The organism is Streptococcus downei MFe28, assembly GCF_900459175.1.
GTDB classification, from domain to species: domain Bacteria; phylum Bacillota; class Bacilli; order Lactobacillales; family Streptococcaceae; genus Streptococcus; species Streptococcus downei.
The window spans coordinates 1277731-1296253 of record NZ_UHFA01000002.1 but is presented as its reverse complement, the minus strand read 5'-3'; the positions used below and the strand labels follow the sequence as shown (position 1 = coordinate 1296253).

Below are 18523 nucleotides of genomic sequence, written 5' to 3'. Positions count from 1 at the left end.
ATCTATCTCTTTCTTGTTTAAATATACCTTACTATTATAGCATATCAAGGGGATTATTTCAGCATTTTCGCCCGTGAAACCAAGCTTTCATTGATTTGCAAATCTTGCTTTTCCCTTGATTTATTAGTGACAATTCTATCAAAAGGTGGTAAGATAATACTGTATGGGCTTAGGCCTAAAAAAATTAAGGAGATGTTTAGACATGACTGCAACTAAACAACATAAAAAAGTCATCCTCGTTGGTGACGGTGCCGTAGGTTCATCTTACGCATTCTCACTTGTTAACCAAGGTATTGCTCAAGAACTTGGTATTATTGAAATCCCACAATTATTTGAAAAGGCTGTCGGTGATGCTCTTGACCTCAGCCACGCCCTTGCATTCACTTCTCCTAAGAAGATTTATGCTGCTAAATACGAAGACTGTGCGGATGCTGACCTCGTTGTTATCACTGCTGGTGCTCCTCAAAAACCAGGTGAAACTCGTTTGGACTTGGTTGGTAAAAACCTTGCCATCAACAAATCAATCGTCACTGAAGTTATTAAATCTGGCTTCAATGGTATCTTCTTGGTTGCGGCTAACCCAGTTGATGTCTTGACTTACGCTACTTGGAAATTCTCAGGCTTCCCTAAAGAACGTGTTATCGGTTCCGGTACTTCTCTGGACTCAGCTCGTTTCCGTCAAGCCCTGGCTGAAAAACTTGATGTCGATGCTCGTTCTGTCCACGCCTACATCATGGGTGAACACGGTGACTCAGAATTTGCTGTTTGGTCACACGCTAACGTAGCTGGTGTTAACCTTGAACAATACTTGGAAGAAAACCAAGGTCTCCAAGGTGACGAATTGGTTAGCTTGTTTGAAGGTGTTCGTGACGCTGCTTACACCATCATCAACAAGAAGGGTGCTACCTTCTATGGTATCGCTGCTGCCCTTGCTCGTATCACTAAGGCAATCTTGGATGATGAAAATGCTGTTCTGCCATTGTCAGTATTCCAAGAAGGTCAATACGAAGGCGTGACAGATTGCTACATCGGTCAACCTGCCATTGTCGGTGCTCATGGTATTGTTCGTCCTGTTAACATTCCTTTGAATGATGCGGAATTGCAAAAGATGCAGGCTTCTGCAACTGAATTGAAGGGAATCATTGACGAAGCCTTCAGGAACCCTGAATTCCAAGCTGCTTCTAAAAACTAAGCCACCGATAAACTAGTTAAAAGAGGCTGGGACATCCATGATGGCTGTCCCAGCCTCTTTTCGTTTCTCACAGAAACTCATCCCCCTTAAATCAGAGAATTTCATAATTACCAGTTTGCTTGACATTTTAGAGAAATAGCGAACGAAGTGAGCTTGATCTAATGGTTTCGCCCTACCGATTACCGTAGTTTATCAGTGATTAAAATCACTGATAAAGGGGATTTCATTGAGTATTAATGCTTTACTTCCATTTCATCCTCTCGGTTCTATTAAGGAAAGAGCAAACTCCCAAAAGCAGCTAACATATTTATTAGCTGCTTTTGTACTTTTTATTTCTCTGCTCCAAGAGCTGCCATGGTAATGTAATTGTAGGGTTTATTAAAATGAGGCAGGAAAAAGATATCCATCAAGGCTAATCTATCAATAGTAACACCTTCTTGAATAGCCAAGGAAAACATGTGAATTCCCATAGAGATATTTTCTTTAGATGCCATCTGAGCTCCCAGAACTCGACGATTGTCCTTATCATAGACAACCTTAAGTGTTACAGGCTCATTCTGTGTCTCCATAAATTCAGGTTTTTGCAAATCGGTAATTTCTGTCACATCGGCATTAAAGCCCAAGCGCCGTGCTTTTTCCAAAGTCAATCCTGTCGAAACCATATTAAGTCCATAAATAGAAATGCCATTAGAACCCTGTACCCCAATTCCTTCTAATTCATGACCAGCGGCATTATGAGCTGCAACAATACCGGTCCGAAGAGCGTTAGAGGCCAAAGCAATATAATTCGTCTCTCCAGTAGCATTATCATAGATAGTCGAACAATCACCGATAGCATAGACATCTTTTATATTGGTCTCTTGTTTCTTGTCAACAATCCAGGCCCCATTGCGAAAAGTTTTGAGTTTGCCTTCACCCAAGGCTGTATTAGGCCGAAAACCAACTGCCATAAGAACCATATCCACATCAAATTCGGCCTTATCAGTAATAATTTTTTCAACCTTACTCTGACCGGAAATTTCCTTAACTGTTTGGCCAAAGGCTAATTCAATACCATGATCTGAAAGATTTCTAGACATCAAGTCTGTTAGATCCTTATCATAATAGCCTGCCATACAGGTATCAGCTACATCAATAAGGACAACCTCTTTCCCTTTACGTTGGAAGGCTTCAGCTAATTCAACCCCTATATAACCAGCTCCCACAACAGCTACGCGATTGATATTTTTATCTTTAAGTCTTTCAATAACATCCTTAGCATTTTGATAAAGCTTTATAAATTGAAGATTATCCAGAGTTGATTCAAACTCTCTTGAGCCCTCTTTAATAGCAGCCCCTTTGATAGGAGGAAGAATAGGCTGAGACCCAGTAGCCAAAATCAATTTATCATAGGACTCCTGACGTTCCTTGCCATCAACAATGGCAGTGACAACCTTTTTGTCATAGTCAATATGAGTCACAGGTGAATTCATATAAACCTTAGCACCAAGGCTTTCGAGTTCTTCCTTGCTTGAATAAAATAGACCATCACCAGTTGAGATTTGGTTACCAATCCACAGGGCCATACCGCAGCCCAAGAATGAAATATTTGAGTTCTGATCAAAAGTAACAACTTCATTTTCAGAACCATAATGACTCAGAATCGTTTTAACAGCTGCTGTACCAGCATGATTGGTTCCGACAACAACAACTTTTGACATAGCTTATCCAACTTTCTATTAGTGTTACACTTGGAGTCTATCACAAAGTGCAAACGATTACAAAATATTTGCTCAAAGCCTTACACAAAGTAATGAAAAAAGTTTAAAAAATAGATCTTATAGATAAATAAGTTAATGCCATCCGATATTTTTACGACTTGCTTCCCCAATCTTTTACAACTGGACTAATCCAGACAGGTATAAACCAAATAACCCTTCCCTTCCCCTATTTCACAGGCTTCCCTACTACAAGTTACAATAGAGAGACAACGCCAAGAAGCAAGCCAAGAGCTGTTTATCCAGCTAAGTATGGACAGAAGCTCCTTTAGGTTCTAACAATCTTTGAATAAATCCCAAAGCTAAATCTGAAACGACAGCCATCAAAGCCGTTGGCAAAGACCCTGCTAAAATGATCGCTCCGCCATTTGTGGCATTTGTTCCTCGAACAATAATATCTCCCAAACCGCCACCGCCTACAAAGGCACCAATAGCAGTTATGCCTACTGCAATAACCAGTGCATTTCGGATACCTGCCATAATAACGGAAAGCGATAATGGGATTTCTACCATGAATAATCTTTGTAACTTTGTCATTCCCATACCTCTCGCTGCATCAACGAGATCATCGTTAACACTCCTGATGCCAGAATAAGTATTGCCAATGATAGGCAGTAAAGAGTATAAGAATACAGTTGCAACAACGGTTTTCATACCCAAGCCCAATCCCAACATAAGAATTGAAATCATAGCCAAGGACGGAATGGTCTGCAGAACATTGGCTATTCCCATAACAACACTTCTTAATCTGCTTCTTCGTGCGATCAAAATTCCCAAAGGAATACCGACAATTGCTGCTAACAGGACACCATATATGGAAATTAGAAAATGTCTAATAAATTGAGTAAAGACGTAATCGCCATTGTGACTGAAATAATAGAAAAACTGCTCCCACATAGTCATATCTTTCATTTAATCACCTGCCTCCCTAAAATAATTATGTTCCCTTAAAAAGTTATGGGCCACAACAGAAGGTTCCAATAATTTATCATCTACCTGATAGTTTAATTGCTGCATCATTTTCAAGTTAATCTTGCCATCTAGACGGTGTAAGACCTTCTTTAACTTGGGGTATTTTCTCAAGAGATTATTGTTAACAACCATTGAAGCTTCATAAGGAGGGAAGAAACGTTTATCATCCTCCAATATCGTTAAGTCATAGCTAGAAATGCGCCCATCAGTTGAATACCCCAGAACTGTCTGCATTTTATCGCTTTCCACTGCGTCATAAACCAGACCAATTTGCATAGGATAGATGCTTTTAAAATTAAAACCATAGGCTTTAGCAAAATCACGGTAGCCATCGCCCTCACGGTTCATCCAAGTGCTGTCCACTCCTACTTTTGCACTTGATTGAACTTTTTTTAAATCAGAAACAGTCTGGAGATTATATTTTTTTGCGTAATCCGATGTTACCATAAAGGCATAGGTATCAGAAAAACCATAAGTCGGGAACCAAGTTTGATCAAATCGCTTTTGAAACTCTTTTTTGACCGTCCTAGAAGCTTTTTGCGGATCCTTTTCCGCCGGCAATGATAAAGTTCCTGTTAAATCTGTCCCTGTATAGCGTATAGAAGCGATATCTGCATCTCCTCTCAAGAGAGCTTGATGCTGAACATTGGCAGAACCCAAGTTTGTAATCAGGGTAGTCTGATAGCCTAATTCATGATTAATTAACTCAGAAATCATATTAGCCATGATACTAGATTCCGTTGATGTCATAGAGGTTATTTTTATATCAACCCCTTGAGATTTTCTCATTGTCTTGTAGCCAACAAAAGACAGCAAAGGAACTAAGATGATAAGGACTAGGCCAATCAGTCGCCAAAACGTCTTTTTTCTTTTCATCACTGCAATGCCTTCCTTTCTTGTCTGGGAACAATATATTTCTCTAACAATCCCAATAAATAATCTGAAACAAGAGATAATAGGATAACTGGTAGTGTCCCACCAATAATCAGTTTAGGCTGAAAGAGATTTAAACCGCTGAAAATCAAATCTCCTAAACCTCCAGCACCTATATAAGAAGCCAAAGTTGCCCAAGCAATAACATAAATCGCTGACAGTCTAATCCCTGTCATGATAACCGGCATAGCCAAGGGCAATTCAACTTGAAGGATAGATTGAAGCGGAGCCATCCCCATTCCTTTGGCACTGTCCGTCAAACTAGGATCAACATTCTGAAGGCCGACATAGGTGTTTCTCAAAATAGGTAATAAAGAATAGATAAATAAAGCGGCAACAGCAGGAGCTTTTCCGACTCCAAAAAGAGGAATCATCATAGCCAAAAGTGCTAAGCTAGGAATTGTTTGCAACATTCCAGTGATACCGATAACTATTTTGGCTGTTTTCGGAAATCGTGTCAGAACTGTTCCTAAGGGAATGGCAATAAGAATCCCAAAGGCAAGCGCTAAGGCAGAAATATAAATCTGCTCCCAAGTTTTCACCAGTAATTGATGACCGTACTGCGCAAAAAAGTCATTCATCATTCCACCTCCGTCTCTTCTTCCTGAGTTCCCCAAATAATGTCATACAGCATATCTACCAGAGATGATCGTGTGACAATCCCTTTTAAATGATTTTCTGAATCAACAACCGGAGCGTAATCATGTCCACGTTTCAAGATTTTCTCAGCCGTATCACGAAGAAGATCATCTTCCTTAACATAAAAATTGATTGTAGAAATGACATCGGAAATAAGTAAGTTTTTCTGATAATGCTGCCCTAATGTTTCAATATCAATCCACCCCACCAACTTGTCATCTTCAGTGACCAATAGTGAGTCTACACGCTTTCGCCTCATCAATGCAATTGCTTCAGCAAATGTCTTATCAGGTGTAATAGAAACAGGATTTTTTAGCATCACGGATTTAACAGGAGTGATATCTGCTTGAGCATGCATCAGTCGCTCCTCACCAATCATTTTCTCGACAAATGATGTAGCTGGATGACGCAATAAGCCAGTTGGAGTATCTTTTTGGATCATTTTCCCTTCATTCATGACAACTATTCTGGTAGCCAATTTTAAGGCTTCATCCATATCGTGCGTCACTAGGACAATTGTTTTCCCCATTTTTTCCTGAAGCGATTTCACTAAATCCTGAATCCCTTCACGAGTAATCGGATCAAGAGCACCAAAAGGTTCATCCATTAAAATAATATCCTGATCAGCAGCAAGGGCCCTGATTACCCCGATACGCTGCTGCTGCCCTCCAGACAATTCAGACGGATAGCGTTCTAAAAATTCTTCAGGCAACTCTACCAGTTCAAGAAGTTCTTTAGCTTTAGCCCTTTTAGCTTTTTCGGACCACTTTAAAAGTTTGGGGACCAGTGTAATATTTTCGTAGATTGTCATATGAGGCATGAGGCCAATGTTTTGAATGACATAACCAATCTTGCGTCTTAATTCAACGGGATTGAAGTGGCTAATGTCTTCTCCTTTAAAGAAGATAGTTCCATTAGTGGGTCTTAACATACGGTTAATCATTCTCATCAAGGTCGTCTTCCCTGAACCACTTGTACCAATAAAGCAGATAAAATCACCCGGCATAACTTTTAGACTGACATTATCTACAGCTGTATTTCCACTGTAGACTTTACTAACATTTTGAAACTCAATAATAGGTGTATTGTCCATAGCTCCTCCTCATGCTTGAAAATTGAAAACTTGCAATATGCATATATTTTATATTAACATTTCTTCATTGCGTCAAAATGTCATCATTAAAAAAATGTATCATCTTTGTAATACAAACGATACACTGCTTCTATATCTTTCTGTTATGTAAACTTCTATATGATTTGCTAACCGTGTAAAAGTCCCACGAAATTGATAAAGACAAACAATATAATAGCTGCTATCCTATCGTCTGAAAGATTATGAAGACGCTGTAGGAGTAAAACTTTAAACGCCACCATAAAATTATAGTAAGGACGGTCAATCATCTTTTACTTGAAGCTTCAAAGTATTCGAGAAGATAGCCGTCAGGATTGGTTCGAATTGTAATATTATTCAAAAATCAGATAGTCTATAATTACCAGTTTGCTAGACATTTTAGAGGGGGAGCGAACGAAAGTAAGCTTGAAGTGATAGTTTCGCCGTAGGGATACGATTAGCAATCACTGTGCGGTTGCTAATCACGGAATTTTCGATCCCCTATTAAGGGGCTCATCATCAGCAAGGGAGCAAAGACATCAGCTACTAAAGCAGCAAATGTCGCAGTAGTTGACTGCTGTCTTGACACCACTTCAAGGTGCAGCGAAACAAGCTAGTCGCCCTTGCCGGGGTAATCAAATAGTCCGGTGGACTATTTTAGCCCGACACCTTGAAATTGGAAAGTGAGGGACCATGAAGGTTTTGACGACTGTCAAAGCTTTTTCTGTCTGACTCCCTAATGCCAATCTCTATAACGGTGGGCTAGCTCCCTCACTAACTCAATTAGGCCAGTAAAATTGACTGTCCTAACTTCGTGTCGCCATGAAACGCCTTTGGATTTAACAACCCCTTCTCCAAACAGTTTGTTCTTGCGTCCGCACGACTAACGCCATGGTGTTTTCAAAAACGATGCTCTATTTGAAAATGGAAGAGTCAGGCAGTTAGGTAAGTCTCCCTAGTGCTTACCGTAGCGTATCAGTGATTAAAAATCACTGATAAACTTGCTACGTTAGAAACTATCAAATTTTGAATTTGGTTAAGTATAAATGGTTTGTAAATACAGATTTCAAAAAACTTTGGCACTTTTGAAATCAAGATACTGCCTGCCCTGAACACTAAAAAAGAGAGAATCCATCCGATTCTCTCAACTATATTCTCTTATCACCCACTGTGTAGCTTACATTGTTAGGAAAAGTGGCAAAATCAACCGTACAGAAATAAGACCGTAAAAATGACAATCTTGTCATCACCATTGTCTCCAACTCTTCAAATGCTAAGCTTTTCAACCCACTACTTTTTTAGTTCCCAAATTTCTTTGGCGTATTGTTCGATGGTATCATCGGCAGTAAACTTGTGGGACTTGGCAATATTTGTCAAACTAATCCGAGCCCACTTCTTCTTATCACGATAGAGACGACCAATCTTCTCTTGAGCCTTAACGTAAGAATGGAAGTCTTCCAGCAGGAAGTATTCGTCATTGTGTTGAATCAAGGCTTCATAGATTTCCATACCTTCACTTTGAATGTTTGGAATGGTGCCATTAACAAAACTGTCAATTACTCGGTGGATGATTGGATCATTTTCATAGAGGTCACGTGAATGATAATCATTCAGGCGATAATGGTCATAGACGGCATCCTTATCCATACCAAAGATGACGATATTGTCATCCCCTACTTCATCCTTAATTTCAATATTAGCCCCGTCAAGAGTCGCTAGAGTAATGGCTCCTGTCATCATGAACTTCATATTTGAGGTCCCCGAAGCTTCCTTGGAAGCCAGAGAAATCTGCTCAGAGACATCGGCTGCTGGAATAATCAATTCAGCCAGGCTAACATTATAGTTTTCCAGGAAGAAAAGATGGAGCTTGCCTTGCAAACTGTCATCATTATTGATGAGGTTGGCCAGTTCATTGATAACCTTAATAACAGACTTGGCAAAATGGTAACCCGGTGCCGCCTTAGCCCCGAAAATAAAGACACGAGGAACCATATCCTTGTCTGGATTGTCTTTTAAATCCAGATAAAGTTTGATGATATGAAGAAGATTGAGAAGTTGGCGTTTATAGGCATGAAGTCGTTTGACCTGAACATCGAAGATAGCATCTGTTGATACTTGGAAACCAGTTGTTTCCTTAATATAATTAGCCAGACGCTCCTTGGCATCCTTCTTAACTTGATAGAAAGTTTCGAGGGCTTGTTGATCATCTAGGTAGGTCTCAAGACCACCCAAGGAGTGGATATGACTCCGCCAGTCGTCTCCGATAAACTGGTCAATAGCACTAGATAACTCTGGTGCTGCAATCTGGGTCCAGCGACGAGGGACAATCCCATTGGTCTTATTATTGAACTTTTCTGGATAGAGCTTATAGAAACTCCTCAGGGTATCTTCTTTTAGGAGCTCCGTATGCAATTTAGCAACCCCATTCACAGAGTGGCCACCAATAATAGCCAGATTGGCCATGTGAATTTGGTCATCTTTAACAATGCGGGTGTTGTTAACAAGGTGAGCATCGTAACCAGCCTTACCTAACTCAGCTACAAAACGGTTATCAATCTCCAAGATGATTTGATACACCCGAGGCAGAACCTTCTTAAAGAGCTCAGCATCCCATTTTTCTAGGGCTTCCGACATAATGGTATGGTTGGTGTAGCTCATGGTATTAACCGTCGCCTTCCAGGCGGCATCCCATTCTAGACCATAGTCATCAACCAAGAGCCGCATAAACTCGGCAGGCGCGACCGCAGGGTGGGTATCATTGATATGGACAGAAACCTTCTTATAAATGTCTTCCAGAGGCGTGCCTTGCTTGAGATAGTGTTTAATGATGGTTTGCAAGCCTGCACTAGTCATGAAATACTCTTGAATCAGGCGCAATTGCTTCCCTTCAAGAGTCGAATCATCCGGATAAAGGATGGCCGTAATATCCTGAATGGCACGGCGAGATTCTAGGCTTGGATAGAGAGTCTCCTGATCCTCAGGAATTTCGACATCCCAGAGACGCAAGTTATTAATCGTATCATTTTGGAAACCAATCTGAGGCACATCATAAGGGACAGCCCTGAGCACCTGGCTATTCTGATAGGTCGGTACCAGATTTCCTTCTTGATTTTGCTCCAGATAAACATCACCAAACAGGCGGACATCTACAGCATCATGCTCCTTGCGAATTTCCCAGACATTACCCAGACTACCAAACCAATCATCGGGCAATTCTACCTGATAACCATCAATAATCTTTTGTTTGAAGAGACCATAGCGATAACGAAGACCATTACCAAAACCTGGATAGCCAGTTGTCGCCAAAGAATCCATAAATGCCGCAGCCAAGCGACCAAGGCCACCATTCCCTAGGGCCATATCGTGTTCGGCATTCTTGACATTTTCAAAATCAACACCTAGTTCAGCAAAGCCTTCTTTAACGACATCCAAAATACCAAGATTAAGTAAGTTGGTCTCCAACATCCGTCCTGGCAAAAACTCAATAGAGAAGTAATAGGCAATCTTCTCCTTATTGGCTGTCAAACTACGATTACGCTCCAACCACAGGGGCGTGTAATATTTTCGAATGACCTTAGCCAGGGCTGCAAAGAGTTCGGTCGGTGTGGCATCTGAAACCTTAATCAACTGCTCTTCATGGAGGGTATCTTTAAAGTCGCGAATAAATTGGTCTTTACTTAGTGTCATTGTTAAACGCCTTCTTCACTATATATTAAGAATATAATTCGTGGTATAAATGGTCGTAAGCCCCACTAGCTGTGTCCCAAGAGAAGTCCTGAGACATAGCGTTCTTTTGGAGCATCTTCCAGTCATCCTGACGATTAAAGTATGTCTCTAAGGCATATTTTAGGGTATTGGTCATTAAATAACCTGAAAAACCATGGAAGGAAAAGCCGGTCCCACTATGATTGACTTCATCATAAGCTTGAACGGTATCTTTTAGTCCTCCAACTTCATGAACAAGAGGAAGACTACCATATCTCATGGCCATCATTTGTGAAAGGCCACAAGGCTCAAAGGCAGACGGCATGAGAAAGAGATCGCTTGCCCCATAGATCTGTTGTGCCAGACCCAGGTTAAAGGTTATGTTGGTGGAAATCTTATCAGGGTACTGGCCAGCAAACCAGGAGAAACCATTTTCATAGTCGGCATAACCAGTTCCAAGTACAACAATTTGTAAATCGAACTGCAGGATATGCTGAAGCTCACTAACGACCAAGGAGAAGCCCTTCTGATCAGTTAGGCGAGATACAATCCCAATCAAAGGGATATCATCCCTGACGGGCAAGCCCAGCCGTTCTTGCAACTTAGCCTTATTAACCGCCTTGCCTGATAAATCCTCAAGCGAAAATGGGGCATCCAAGTATTGGTCTGTCATTGGATCAAAGAGTTCAGCATCAATCCCATTGACGATACCAGAAATCTTGCCAGACTCCATCCGCATAATTTGATCCAGGCCCTTACCAAATTCTGGTGTCATAATTTCTTGGGCATAGGATGGAGAAACTGTCGTCACACGGTCGGCATAAAGGACTGCTGCCTTCATCCAGTTGAGGCAATCATTCCAGCGCAAGGTCCCATCGGCATAACGCTCATAACCGACGCCAAAGAGATCCCAGAGAATTCCTGAGTCAAACTGGCCTTGAAATTCAATATTATGAATAGTGAACACGGTCCGGATATTACGGTAGGCTTCAATCCAATGATACTTTTCCTTGAGGAGGAAAGGAATCATGGCTGTGTGATAATCGTGGACATGGAGAATATCAGGAATAAAGTCAATCTTTTCCATCAGTTCAAGGGCTGCCAATTGGAAGAAGGCAAAGCGTTCCCCATCATCCCAATCACCATAGACATGGCCACGGAAGAAATAGGACTGATTATCTAAGAAATAGAAGGCCACCCCATCTTTGACCAGTTTCTTGACACCGACATATTGGTGGCGCCAACCGACATTGGTAAAGTAATACATGACATCTTCGACGTGGTCACCAAACTTACTGTCTACCACATCATAATAGGGTAGGACAACCGCAACCTCATGCCCCTTTTTTACAAGTGACTTAGGTAGGGCTCCGATGACATCACCCAAGCCTCCGGTTTTTGCAAAAGGTGCTCCTTCTGCTGCTACAAACATGATTTTCATTGAATAATATCTCCAGTAACTTCCTGTCCCTTACCAATAACTAATGGATTATCCGCACTTCCCCGCAAGGTGACTCCTGCAGGAACTGTAACCGTCTTGTCAACAATAACGTGCTCCAGAACAGCTCCTTGACCAATCTTAACCTTAGGGAAAATAACCGAATCACTGACCTTGGCATTTTCATCAATATAGCAGGACCGAGAAACGATGGAATGTTGGACACTACCCTTGATGATTGAACCCGAGGCCAATTGGGAACGCTTAACGTCTGAGCTTGGTGCAAAGTAGCTGGCTTCTTCGTTTTTGACCTTAGTATAAACCTTTTGGTTACTATAGAAGAGAGCATAGAACTTTTGTGAATCCAGCATATCCATATTCGCATCATAATAGGACTTAACTGAGCTGATATTGGAGAGATAGCCTGTGTGTTCAAAGGCCAAGGCTCCTGCCTCAACTAAGAGATCACGTAAGAGGTAACGAATTTTTCTTGGACGTTCTTGCTTGGCTTCCTTTTCCAGTTGTTCAATCAACCAAGGTGTATTGACCACAAAGATGTCAGCAGACATAGGCACAGGCTCTTGGACATTGGCTAAGTCCAACTTTCCTGTCACATGGTCAGTCTCGTCAATTTGCAAGATTTCATTAGCCTCAGAGATATGGTCCTTAGGAACCTTTTTATAAACCACTGTCACTTCCTGATGATTGACATTGTGGAGATGGATAACCTGTTGCAGATTAATATTGCAGAGGATGTCACTTGACATATAAACAGTCTGGTCTGAGTTGGCTCGTTTGAGATAGGTTAAAATTTGACCATAATAATCTGAATCGGAAATATGGGTTTGATCATCATTTTCATAGAAACCAAGGAAATAATGACTCAAAAGAGTGTTGAGCCCCCACTCACGACCTGATCGAATATGGTCAAAAATGGAGCGGATATTTTGACCTCGGAAAATGCCATAAACACTACGGATACCTGCATTGGCTAAACTGGACAGCTGAAAGTCCAAGAGACGATATTTCCCGTCAAAGGGCAGACTAGCCAATGGCCGATTTTCAGTCAATTTACCCATATCATGGTAGCCAACTGCATTACCTAAAATGGCAGAATACTTATCAATCTTCATTTGGAACCCCCACTACTTCGTTATAACCCACTACTTGAACCTCATCGCTACCATCGATGACAACATTTTCGCCAATGACAGCTCCTTCACCGACAATGGCCCGAGTAATCTTAGCCCCCTTCTTAATGGTGGCACCACTCATGATGAAACTGTCCTTAATTTCAACACCTTCTTCGACCTTAACGCTGGTTGAAAGGATGGAGTGGTCAACCCTTCCGGAAACAACACAACCGTCAACAATTAAGGAATCTGCCACTTGAGCTTGTTCCGTAATGAAGTTCGGCGGAGCAATCAAATTCTTAGAATATATCTTCCAGCTACGGTCACGGCTATGGAGCGCATTATCTTCACCAATATACTCCATATTGGCTTCCCAAAGGGAGTCAATGGTTCCAACATCCTTCCAGTAGCCTGAAAAGTTGTAAGTATAAACAGGCTCACCTTGTTCTAAGTAAGCAGGAATAACATTCTTACCAAAGTCAGACATATCAATATCATTCTTTTGGGCATCTAGAAGCATTTCTCGTAATTTCTTCCAATCAAAAATGTAAATTCCCATTGACGCTTTGGTTGATTTAGGATGCTCAGGTTTCTCTTCAAATTCAACAATACGATCATTGGTATCAGTATTCATAATACCAAAACGGCTTGCTTCCTTAAGCGGAACATCAATGACAGCAACAGTCAAACTAGCTAAATTATCTTTATGGGTTTGCAACATGTCATCATAATCCATCTTATAGATATGGTCACCCGACAAAATTAAGACATATTCGGGATTCATGCTGTCAATGTAATCAATATTTTGATAGATAGCATGGCTAGTCCCTTGGAACCAGCGATTACCTTCCGTTGCTGAGTATGGCTGAAGGATAGTTGCACCACTGTCAATGCCATCCAATCCCCAAGCAGAACCATTACCAATATGGCTATTGAGGGCTAAGGGTTGGTACTGAGTGATGACACCAACATTATTGATACCGGAATTAGCACAGTTGGAAAGGGCAAAGTCGATAATTCGATAACGGCCCCCAAATTGGACAGCTGGCTTTGCAATACTTTGGGTCAACTTACCCAAACGTGTACCTTGACCGCCTGCCAAGATAAGTGCTAACATTTCATTTTTCATATAGAAAACTCCTTCCATTAATGATGATTAAATTATTTGAACCTACGACCATTGAGCAGGCCTCATATTATTAATCCGAATTTTTTCTTGCGTGTCTTTTCACGCGCCAAATACTAGCTCCTAACGCTGGCATAGTAAAGGTAAGGGTCTGCTGATAATCCTTCCAAAGTCCTGTTCGAGTCTTCGTTTCAGGATTTTTCTCCTTCCAGACACCGCCGAATTCCTCTAATTCAGTATTGAAAACTTCTTCATAGAGTCCAGATACAGGAACACCAATCGTAAATTCCTTGCGTTCAACCGGCGCCATATTGAAAACACAAACCAGAAGATTCCCCTTCTTATCACGCCTGATAAAGGAAAGAATAGATTCCGCTGTATTATCTGCATCAATAATTTCAATGCCGTCATAAGAATCATCAATCTGCCAAAGAGCTTTATAATCCTTGTAAAATTGATTCAACTCGGAAGTATAATGCTGCATTTGATGATTGAGCTTATCTTCTAAGTTTCCCCACTCAAGCTGATAGTCGTACTTCCATTCTAAAAACTGACCAAATTCAGACCCCATAAAGAGTAATTTCTTACCTGGATGGCACATCTGATAAGCATAAAGACACCGCAGACCAGCAAATTGATTGTAACGGTCTCCCCACATCTTGTGCATGAGGCTCTTCTTGCCATGAACTACTTCATCGTGAGAAAAAGGTAGAATAAAGTTCTCAGAAAAAGCATACATGAAGCTAAAGGTAATGAGATTAAAATCATACTGACGATAAATAGGATCCTCTTCAAAGAACTTGAGGGTATCATTCATCCAGCCCATATTCCACTTGTAGTCAAAGGAAAGGCCACCAGACTCTATTGGAGCTGTGATTGGGGTTGCAGCCGTGGACTCTTCTGCAATCATCATAACATTAGGATGATTGTAATGAATAACCCCGTTCAACTTTTGCAAGAAGTTGAAACCTTCTAGGTCTCGATTGCCACCAAAGACATTAGGAGTCCATGGGCCATCATCATAGTCACGATAGAGCATATTGCTAACGGCATCTACCCTTATTCCGTCAATATGGTACTGCTCAATCCAATACATGGCACTTGAAATCAAGAAGGATTGGACTTGATTCTTACCGAGGTCGAAATTGAGGGCGCCCCAACGGCGATTGTGGGCCCTGTCGCTATCCGCATATTCAAAGGTCGGTGTGCCATCAAAATAAGCCAGAGCATCATCATTCTGGGTGAAGTGACCTGGAACCCAGTCAACAATGACCCCAATATTATTGAGGTGACAAGCTTCGACAAAGTCTTGGAATTCCCCAGGCTTGCCATAGGTGTGCTCAAAGGCAAAATAACCCATCAATTGGTAACCCCATGACATTCCCAAGGGATGAGCCATCAAGGGCATGAATTCGACATGGGTATAGTTCATCTCAACCAGATAAGGAATTAGGTCCTTGGTTAAATCCTTGAAGGTTAAAAGCTGGCCATCAGGCCCTAATTTCCAAGAGCTAGAATGAACTTCATAGATATTGACAGGACGTTCCTTGAAGCCGAAGCGTTTGCGCCGTCCCATCCAGAGGCTATCCTTCCACTTCTTTTCCTCAAAGGTCTTGATAATAGCCCCTGTTCCTGGTCGATCTTCCAAATATAGGGCACAAGGGTCAATCTTCTCAACAAGCTGACCACCACGACGCTTAACCAAATATTTGTAGATTTGACCTTCTTCAGCCTTATCAGTTTCTGCCTCCCAGACACCAGCCTGATTCATGACCATATCTAGAGGGGCATCAAACCATCCTGTAAAATCCCCAATGACTTGGACGTGCTCAGCATGAGGAGCCCAGACCCTAAAACTGTAACCCCCATCCTTTTCTCGATGGACACCCAAGTAATCTTGTAGGTGAAAATTTTCACCAGTCCCGAATGTATAGAGTTCTAAATCTTTTGTCATCCTTTCACCCGCCTTTTGCTATTTCTGTATAAAAATAAAAGCAACCTCACAAAAAGGTTGCTTGAATTGTCAACGACCAAAAACTAACAAACGTAAAGATTATTAGCCTTTCAATTATTAACTTTATTTTAACATAAACAATTAACTTTGTCAGTAGGATTCGAAAGATTTTTCATGATTATTAAAGATAAAGCTAGTTTTTTCTGGTTTTTCAATAGAAACTTTAACAATTCCCGAACAATATCCGTTTTCTTCAATAGTTTCATTGTGAATTATATCTTCATACCGTGTTTGTGAAAGTAGTCGTCCGCTTTTTTTAAAACTAACAAGTTTTTTAATTTTTTTGATGAGATCCTGATGTTCGCTGACTAAGGACCAATCAAGACTGTTAACGCTATCTGGGGCATTATAGCTATTGCTAGCCCGCAAGTAATCTCCTTCGGTTATTTCTCCATTTTGACCAGTTGGGTAAAGCTTGCTTCGCATAAATTCTTGACCCAACTGCATAAAACACAGTCCCTGCATGGACAAATTTAGGGCATTAGCCAGATAGACTCTGGCCTTCCTATCTTCTTTACCGTCATCTGGGTGGAGAACCTTGAGCAGATCATGGAGGTTATAGTTGTCATGCGCTTCGATATAATTTAAGACCTGTCCAGGCATGAGGTAGGGAGCAAAGGCCTGACTGCCAATGAGAGCTTGAGAGACCTCCCATTCCAATGGAGCTCCTGAGACAAAACCTGCCTCAATATCCCCATAGACCTCACGCCCCTTGACGGCATCCCTTGCGTTATCATTGAAGAAGGCAATTCTCGGCATCTGGTCAGCATTGGCCTTGCTAGCCTTCTGCTTGAAGGGAAGGCCGACGCCCATATCCCAACCCTCACCGTAGACGAGAATTCTCGAATCAATGCCGTCCAAGGTATCGCGGATCAGGTTCATGGTGGCGACATCGTGGAGCCCCATTAAATCGAAACGAAAACCATCAATATTGAACTCCTCAACCCAGTAGAGAATTGAGTCCAACATATATTTACGGAACATCTCCTTCTCACTAGCCATCTCATTGCCACAACCAGAGCCATCTTGGAAGGAACCGTCATTATGCATCCGATAGTAATAATAAGGTGAGGAAAGTTGAAATGGTGAATTATAGGAGGAATAAGTGTGGTTATAGACCACATCCATGATCACCCCAATACCGGCATCATGATAGGTCTGCACCATCTCTTTAAATTCTAGGATGGGTGCCAGCGGGTCTTCTTGATCAAAGGCAAACTGGCGATCAGGAACATTGTAGTTTTCTGGGTCATAGCCCCAATTATAGAGAAGTTTTCCCTTATCGGAGTAGGTCTTATGGTGGTCAAATATGGGTTGCAACTGAACATATGAATAGCCCATGGACTTGATATAATCAATGCCTGTTGGATGACCTGCAGGGTTTAGACTATTGTGGCGACAGGCGCCTAAAAATGTTCCCCGCAAGGACTGCTCTAGGCCAGACGAAGCGTGGCTGGTAAAATCTCTGATATGCATCTCACAGATAACTGCGGAGCAGGCATTATCAGTCCGCCAGACGGCCTCCTTGTCCTGTTTTACAGAGAAACCTTCAGGTCGCATGGCTTGATTAGAAGCAATTAAGGACCTCTTGTTATCCAAGCTCAGAGCCCTACTATAGGGATCTCTGGTATCCTGGTAGAAATTTTCCTCGTGGTAGATGCGATACTGGTAAGACCAGCCATTCAAATCACCATCTACTGTGACAGACCAAACCCCCTGATTATTTAATTCATGGTGGTCGGTATTAACCCGATGTCCCCTTTTCATGGGGATAATCTTGGCAGGCTCCTGGTCATTTTGATAGAGCAAAAGGTAAATCCGATCGGCTAAGGGAGACCAAAGTTTAAATTTAGTCTTCTCCTTCTGGTAACGAAAACCTAGCCAACCTTGGTAGGCCCAGCGGTGGTCAAAATCATTGGCTCTGATTCCCATATCAAAGGCTGTATTATCCCTTCCATTATAAAAAGGGCTAGTCAGGGCCACCTGTTTGGAATAATAGACATTGCTGTCTCCCTCAATAATCCAAATATTATTGGGGGCATCCCCTAAAAAGCGTCTAACGGCATAGTCACAGGTTTGTGACGACCAATCGGTCGTTTTGACTAAAAGATTGACCTGTTGGACAAAGTTTTCCGAAGGGTAGTTGATTTGGCCAACCAAGCCAAAATCATCTTGACCACTAAAGAAGGCATCCTCTCCCCAGTAGCCATCCAACCACTTCCACATACTGTAATTCTGATAATGCTCATTTTTGGTATGAAAATGAACCGTAATTTGATTCTTCAACATTTATAAAAACTCCCAATTCTATAGATGCGTGATTCCTTTATCTCACCTATATTTTATCACAGTTAAAAGCTAAAAAATAGATGAAAAAAGCAAGAATATCACAAGAGAGCTTGGGATATTGTTCACCTAGGTCAGGCGATAAAATAAAGGGTCAAAAAATAGAGAGCCACTTCATGACTCTCTATTTTTGAGAAGAAACTAGGAAGTCCCAGCT

Annotated in this window: 12 protein-coding genes; 1 reads left to right on the top strand and 11 read right to left on the bottom strand. The window is 41.5% G+C overall.

Going from position 1 to position 18523, the window contains the following annotated elements:
• The first annotated feature begins 202 nt into the window (after window positions 1–202).
• Window positions 203–1192, top strand: coding sequence for an L-lactate dehydrogenase (locus tag DYE66_RS06145; protein WP_002997908.1), 990 nt, complete (start codon window positions 203–205; stop codon window positions 1190–1192).
• 329 nt (window positions 1193–1521) lie between these two features.
• On the opposite strand, the gene nox is transcribed toward DYE66_RS06145, so the two are convergent.
• The 11 genes from nox to pulA form a co-directional block, all read right to left on the bottom strand.
• Window positions 1522–2892 carry a H2O-forming NADH oxidase gene (gene nox / locus DYE66_RS06140; protein ID WP_002998194.1) on the bottom strand — a complete coding sequence of 457 codons (1371 nt, stop codon included), beginning with the start codon at window positions 2890–2892 and terminating at the stop codon, window positions 1522–1524.
• 303 nt (window positions 2893–3195) lie between these two features.
• Window positions 3196–3861: an ABC transporter permease gene (locus DYE66_RS06135; protein WP_002997993.1), complete on the bottom strand. Its 666-nt coding sequence runs from the start codon at window positions 3859–3861 to the stop codon at window positions 3196–3198.
• On the bottom strand, window positions 3862–4797 hold the full coding sequence (locus DYE66_RS06130; RefSeq protein WP_002960611.1) for an osmoprotectant ABC transporter substrate-binding protein: 936 nt from the start codon (window positions 4795–4797) through the stop codon (window positions 3862–3864).
• On the bottom strand, window positions 4797–5435 hold the full coding sequence (locus DYE66_RS06125; RefSeq protein ID WP_002998362.1) for an ABC transporter permease: 639 nt from the start codon (window positions 5433–5435) through the stop codon (window positions 4797–4799). The genes DYE66_RS06130 and DYE66_RS06125 overlap by 1 nt, the downstream gene beginning before the upstream one ends.
• A complete protein-coding gene (locus tag DYE66_RS06120; protein ID WP_002960606.1) occupies window positions 5435–6586 on the bottom strand; it encodes a betaine/proline/choline family ABC transporter ATP-binding protein in 1152 nt (383 codons plus the stop codon). The genes DYE66_RS06125 and DYE66_RS06120 overlap by 1 nt, the downstream gene beginning before the upstream one ends.
• 1308 nt (window positions 6587–7894) lie before the next feature.
• The gene (locus tag DYE66_RS06115; protein ID WP_003000243.1) at window positions 7895–10291 is read right to left on the bottom strand and encodes a glycogen/starch/alpha-glucan phosphorylase; all 2397 of its coding nucleotides are present in this window, start codon (window positions 10289–10291) and stop codon (window positions 7895–7897) included.
• A 25-nt stretch (window positions 10292–10316) separates the two neighbouring features.
• Window positions 10317–11750, bottom strand: coding sequence for a glycogen synthase GlgA (gene glgA / locus DYE66_RS06110; RefSeq protein WP_003000112.1), 1434 nt, complete (start codon window positions 11748–11750; stop codon window positions 10317–10319).
• Complete coding sequence (gene glgD / locus DYE66_RS06105) at window positions 11747–12880, bottom strand: glucose-1-phosphate adenylyltransferase subunit GlgD (RefSeq protein WP_003000320.1); 1134 nt, start codon at window positions 12878–12880, stop codon at window positions 11747–11749. The genes glgA and glgD overlap by 4 nt, the downstream gene beginning before the upstream one ends.
• Window positions 12870–14009, bottom strand: a complete 1140-nt coding sequence (locus DYE66_RS06100; RefSeq protein WP_003000514.1) for a glucose-1-phosphate adenylyltransferase — start codon at window positions 14007–14009, stop codon at window positions 12870–12872. Before DYE66_RS06100 ends, glgD begins: the two co-directional genes overlap by 11 nt.
• 70 nt (window positions 14010–14079) lie before the next feature.
• Window positions 14080–15960 carry a 1,4-alpha-glucan branching protein GlgB gene (glgB, locus tag DYE66_RS06095; RefSeq protein ID WP_002999894.1) on the bottom strand — a complete coding sequence of 627 codons (1881 nt, stop codon included), beginning with the start codon at window positions 15958–15960 and terminating at the stop codon, window positions 14080–14082.
• Between the two features lie 150 nt (window positions 15961–16110).
• Window positions 16111–18309 (bottom strand): type I pullulanase, encoded by a 2199-nt coding sequence (gene pulA, locus DYE66_RS06090; RefSeq protein WP_019788360.1) that lies wholly within the window; start codon window positions 18307–18309, stop codon window positions 16111–16113.
• Window positions 18310–18523 lie beyond the last annotated feature (214 nt).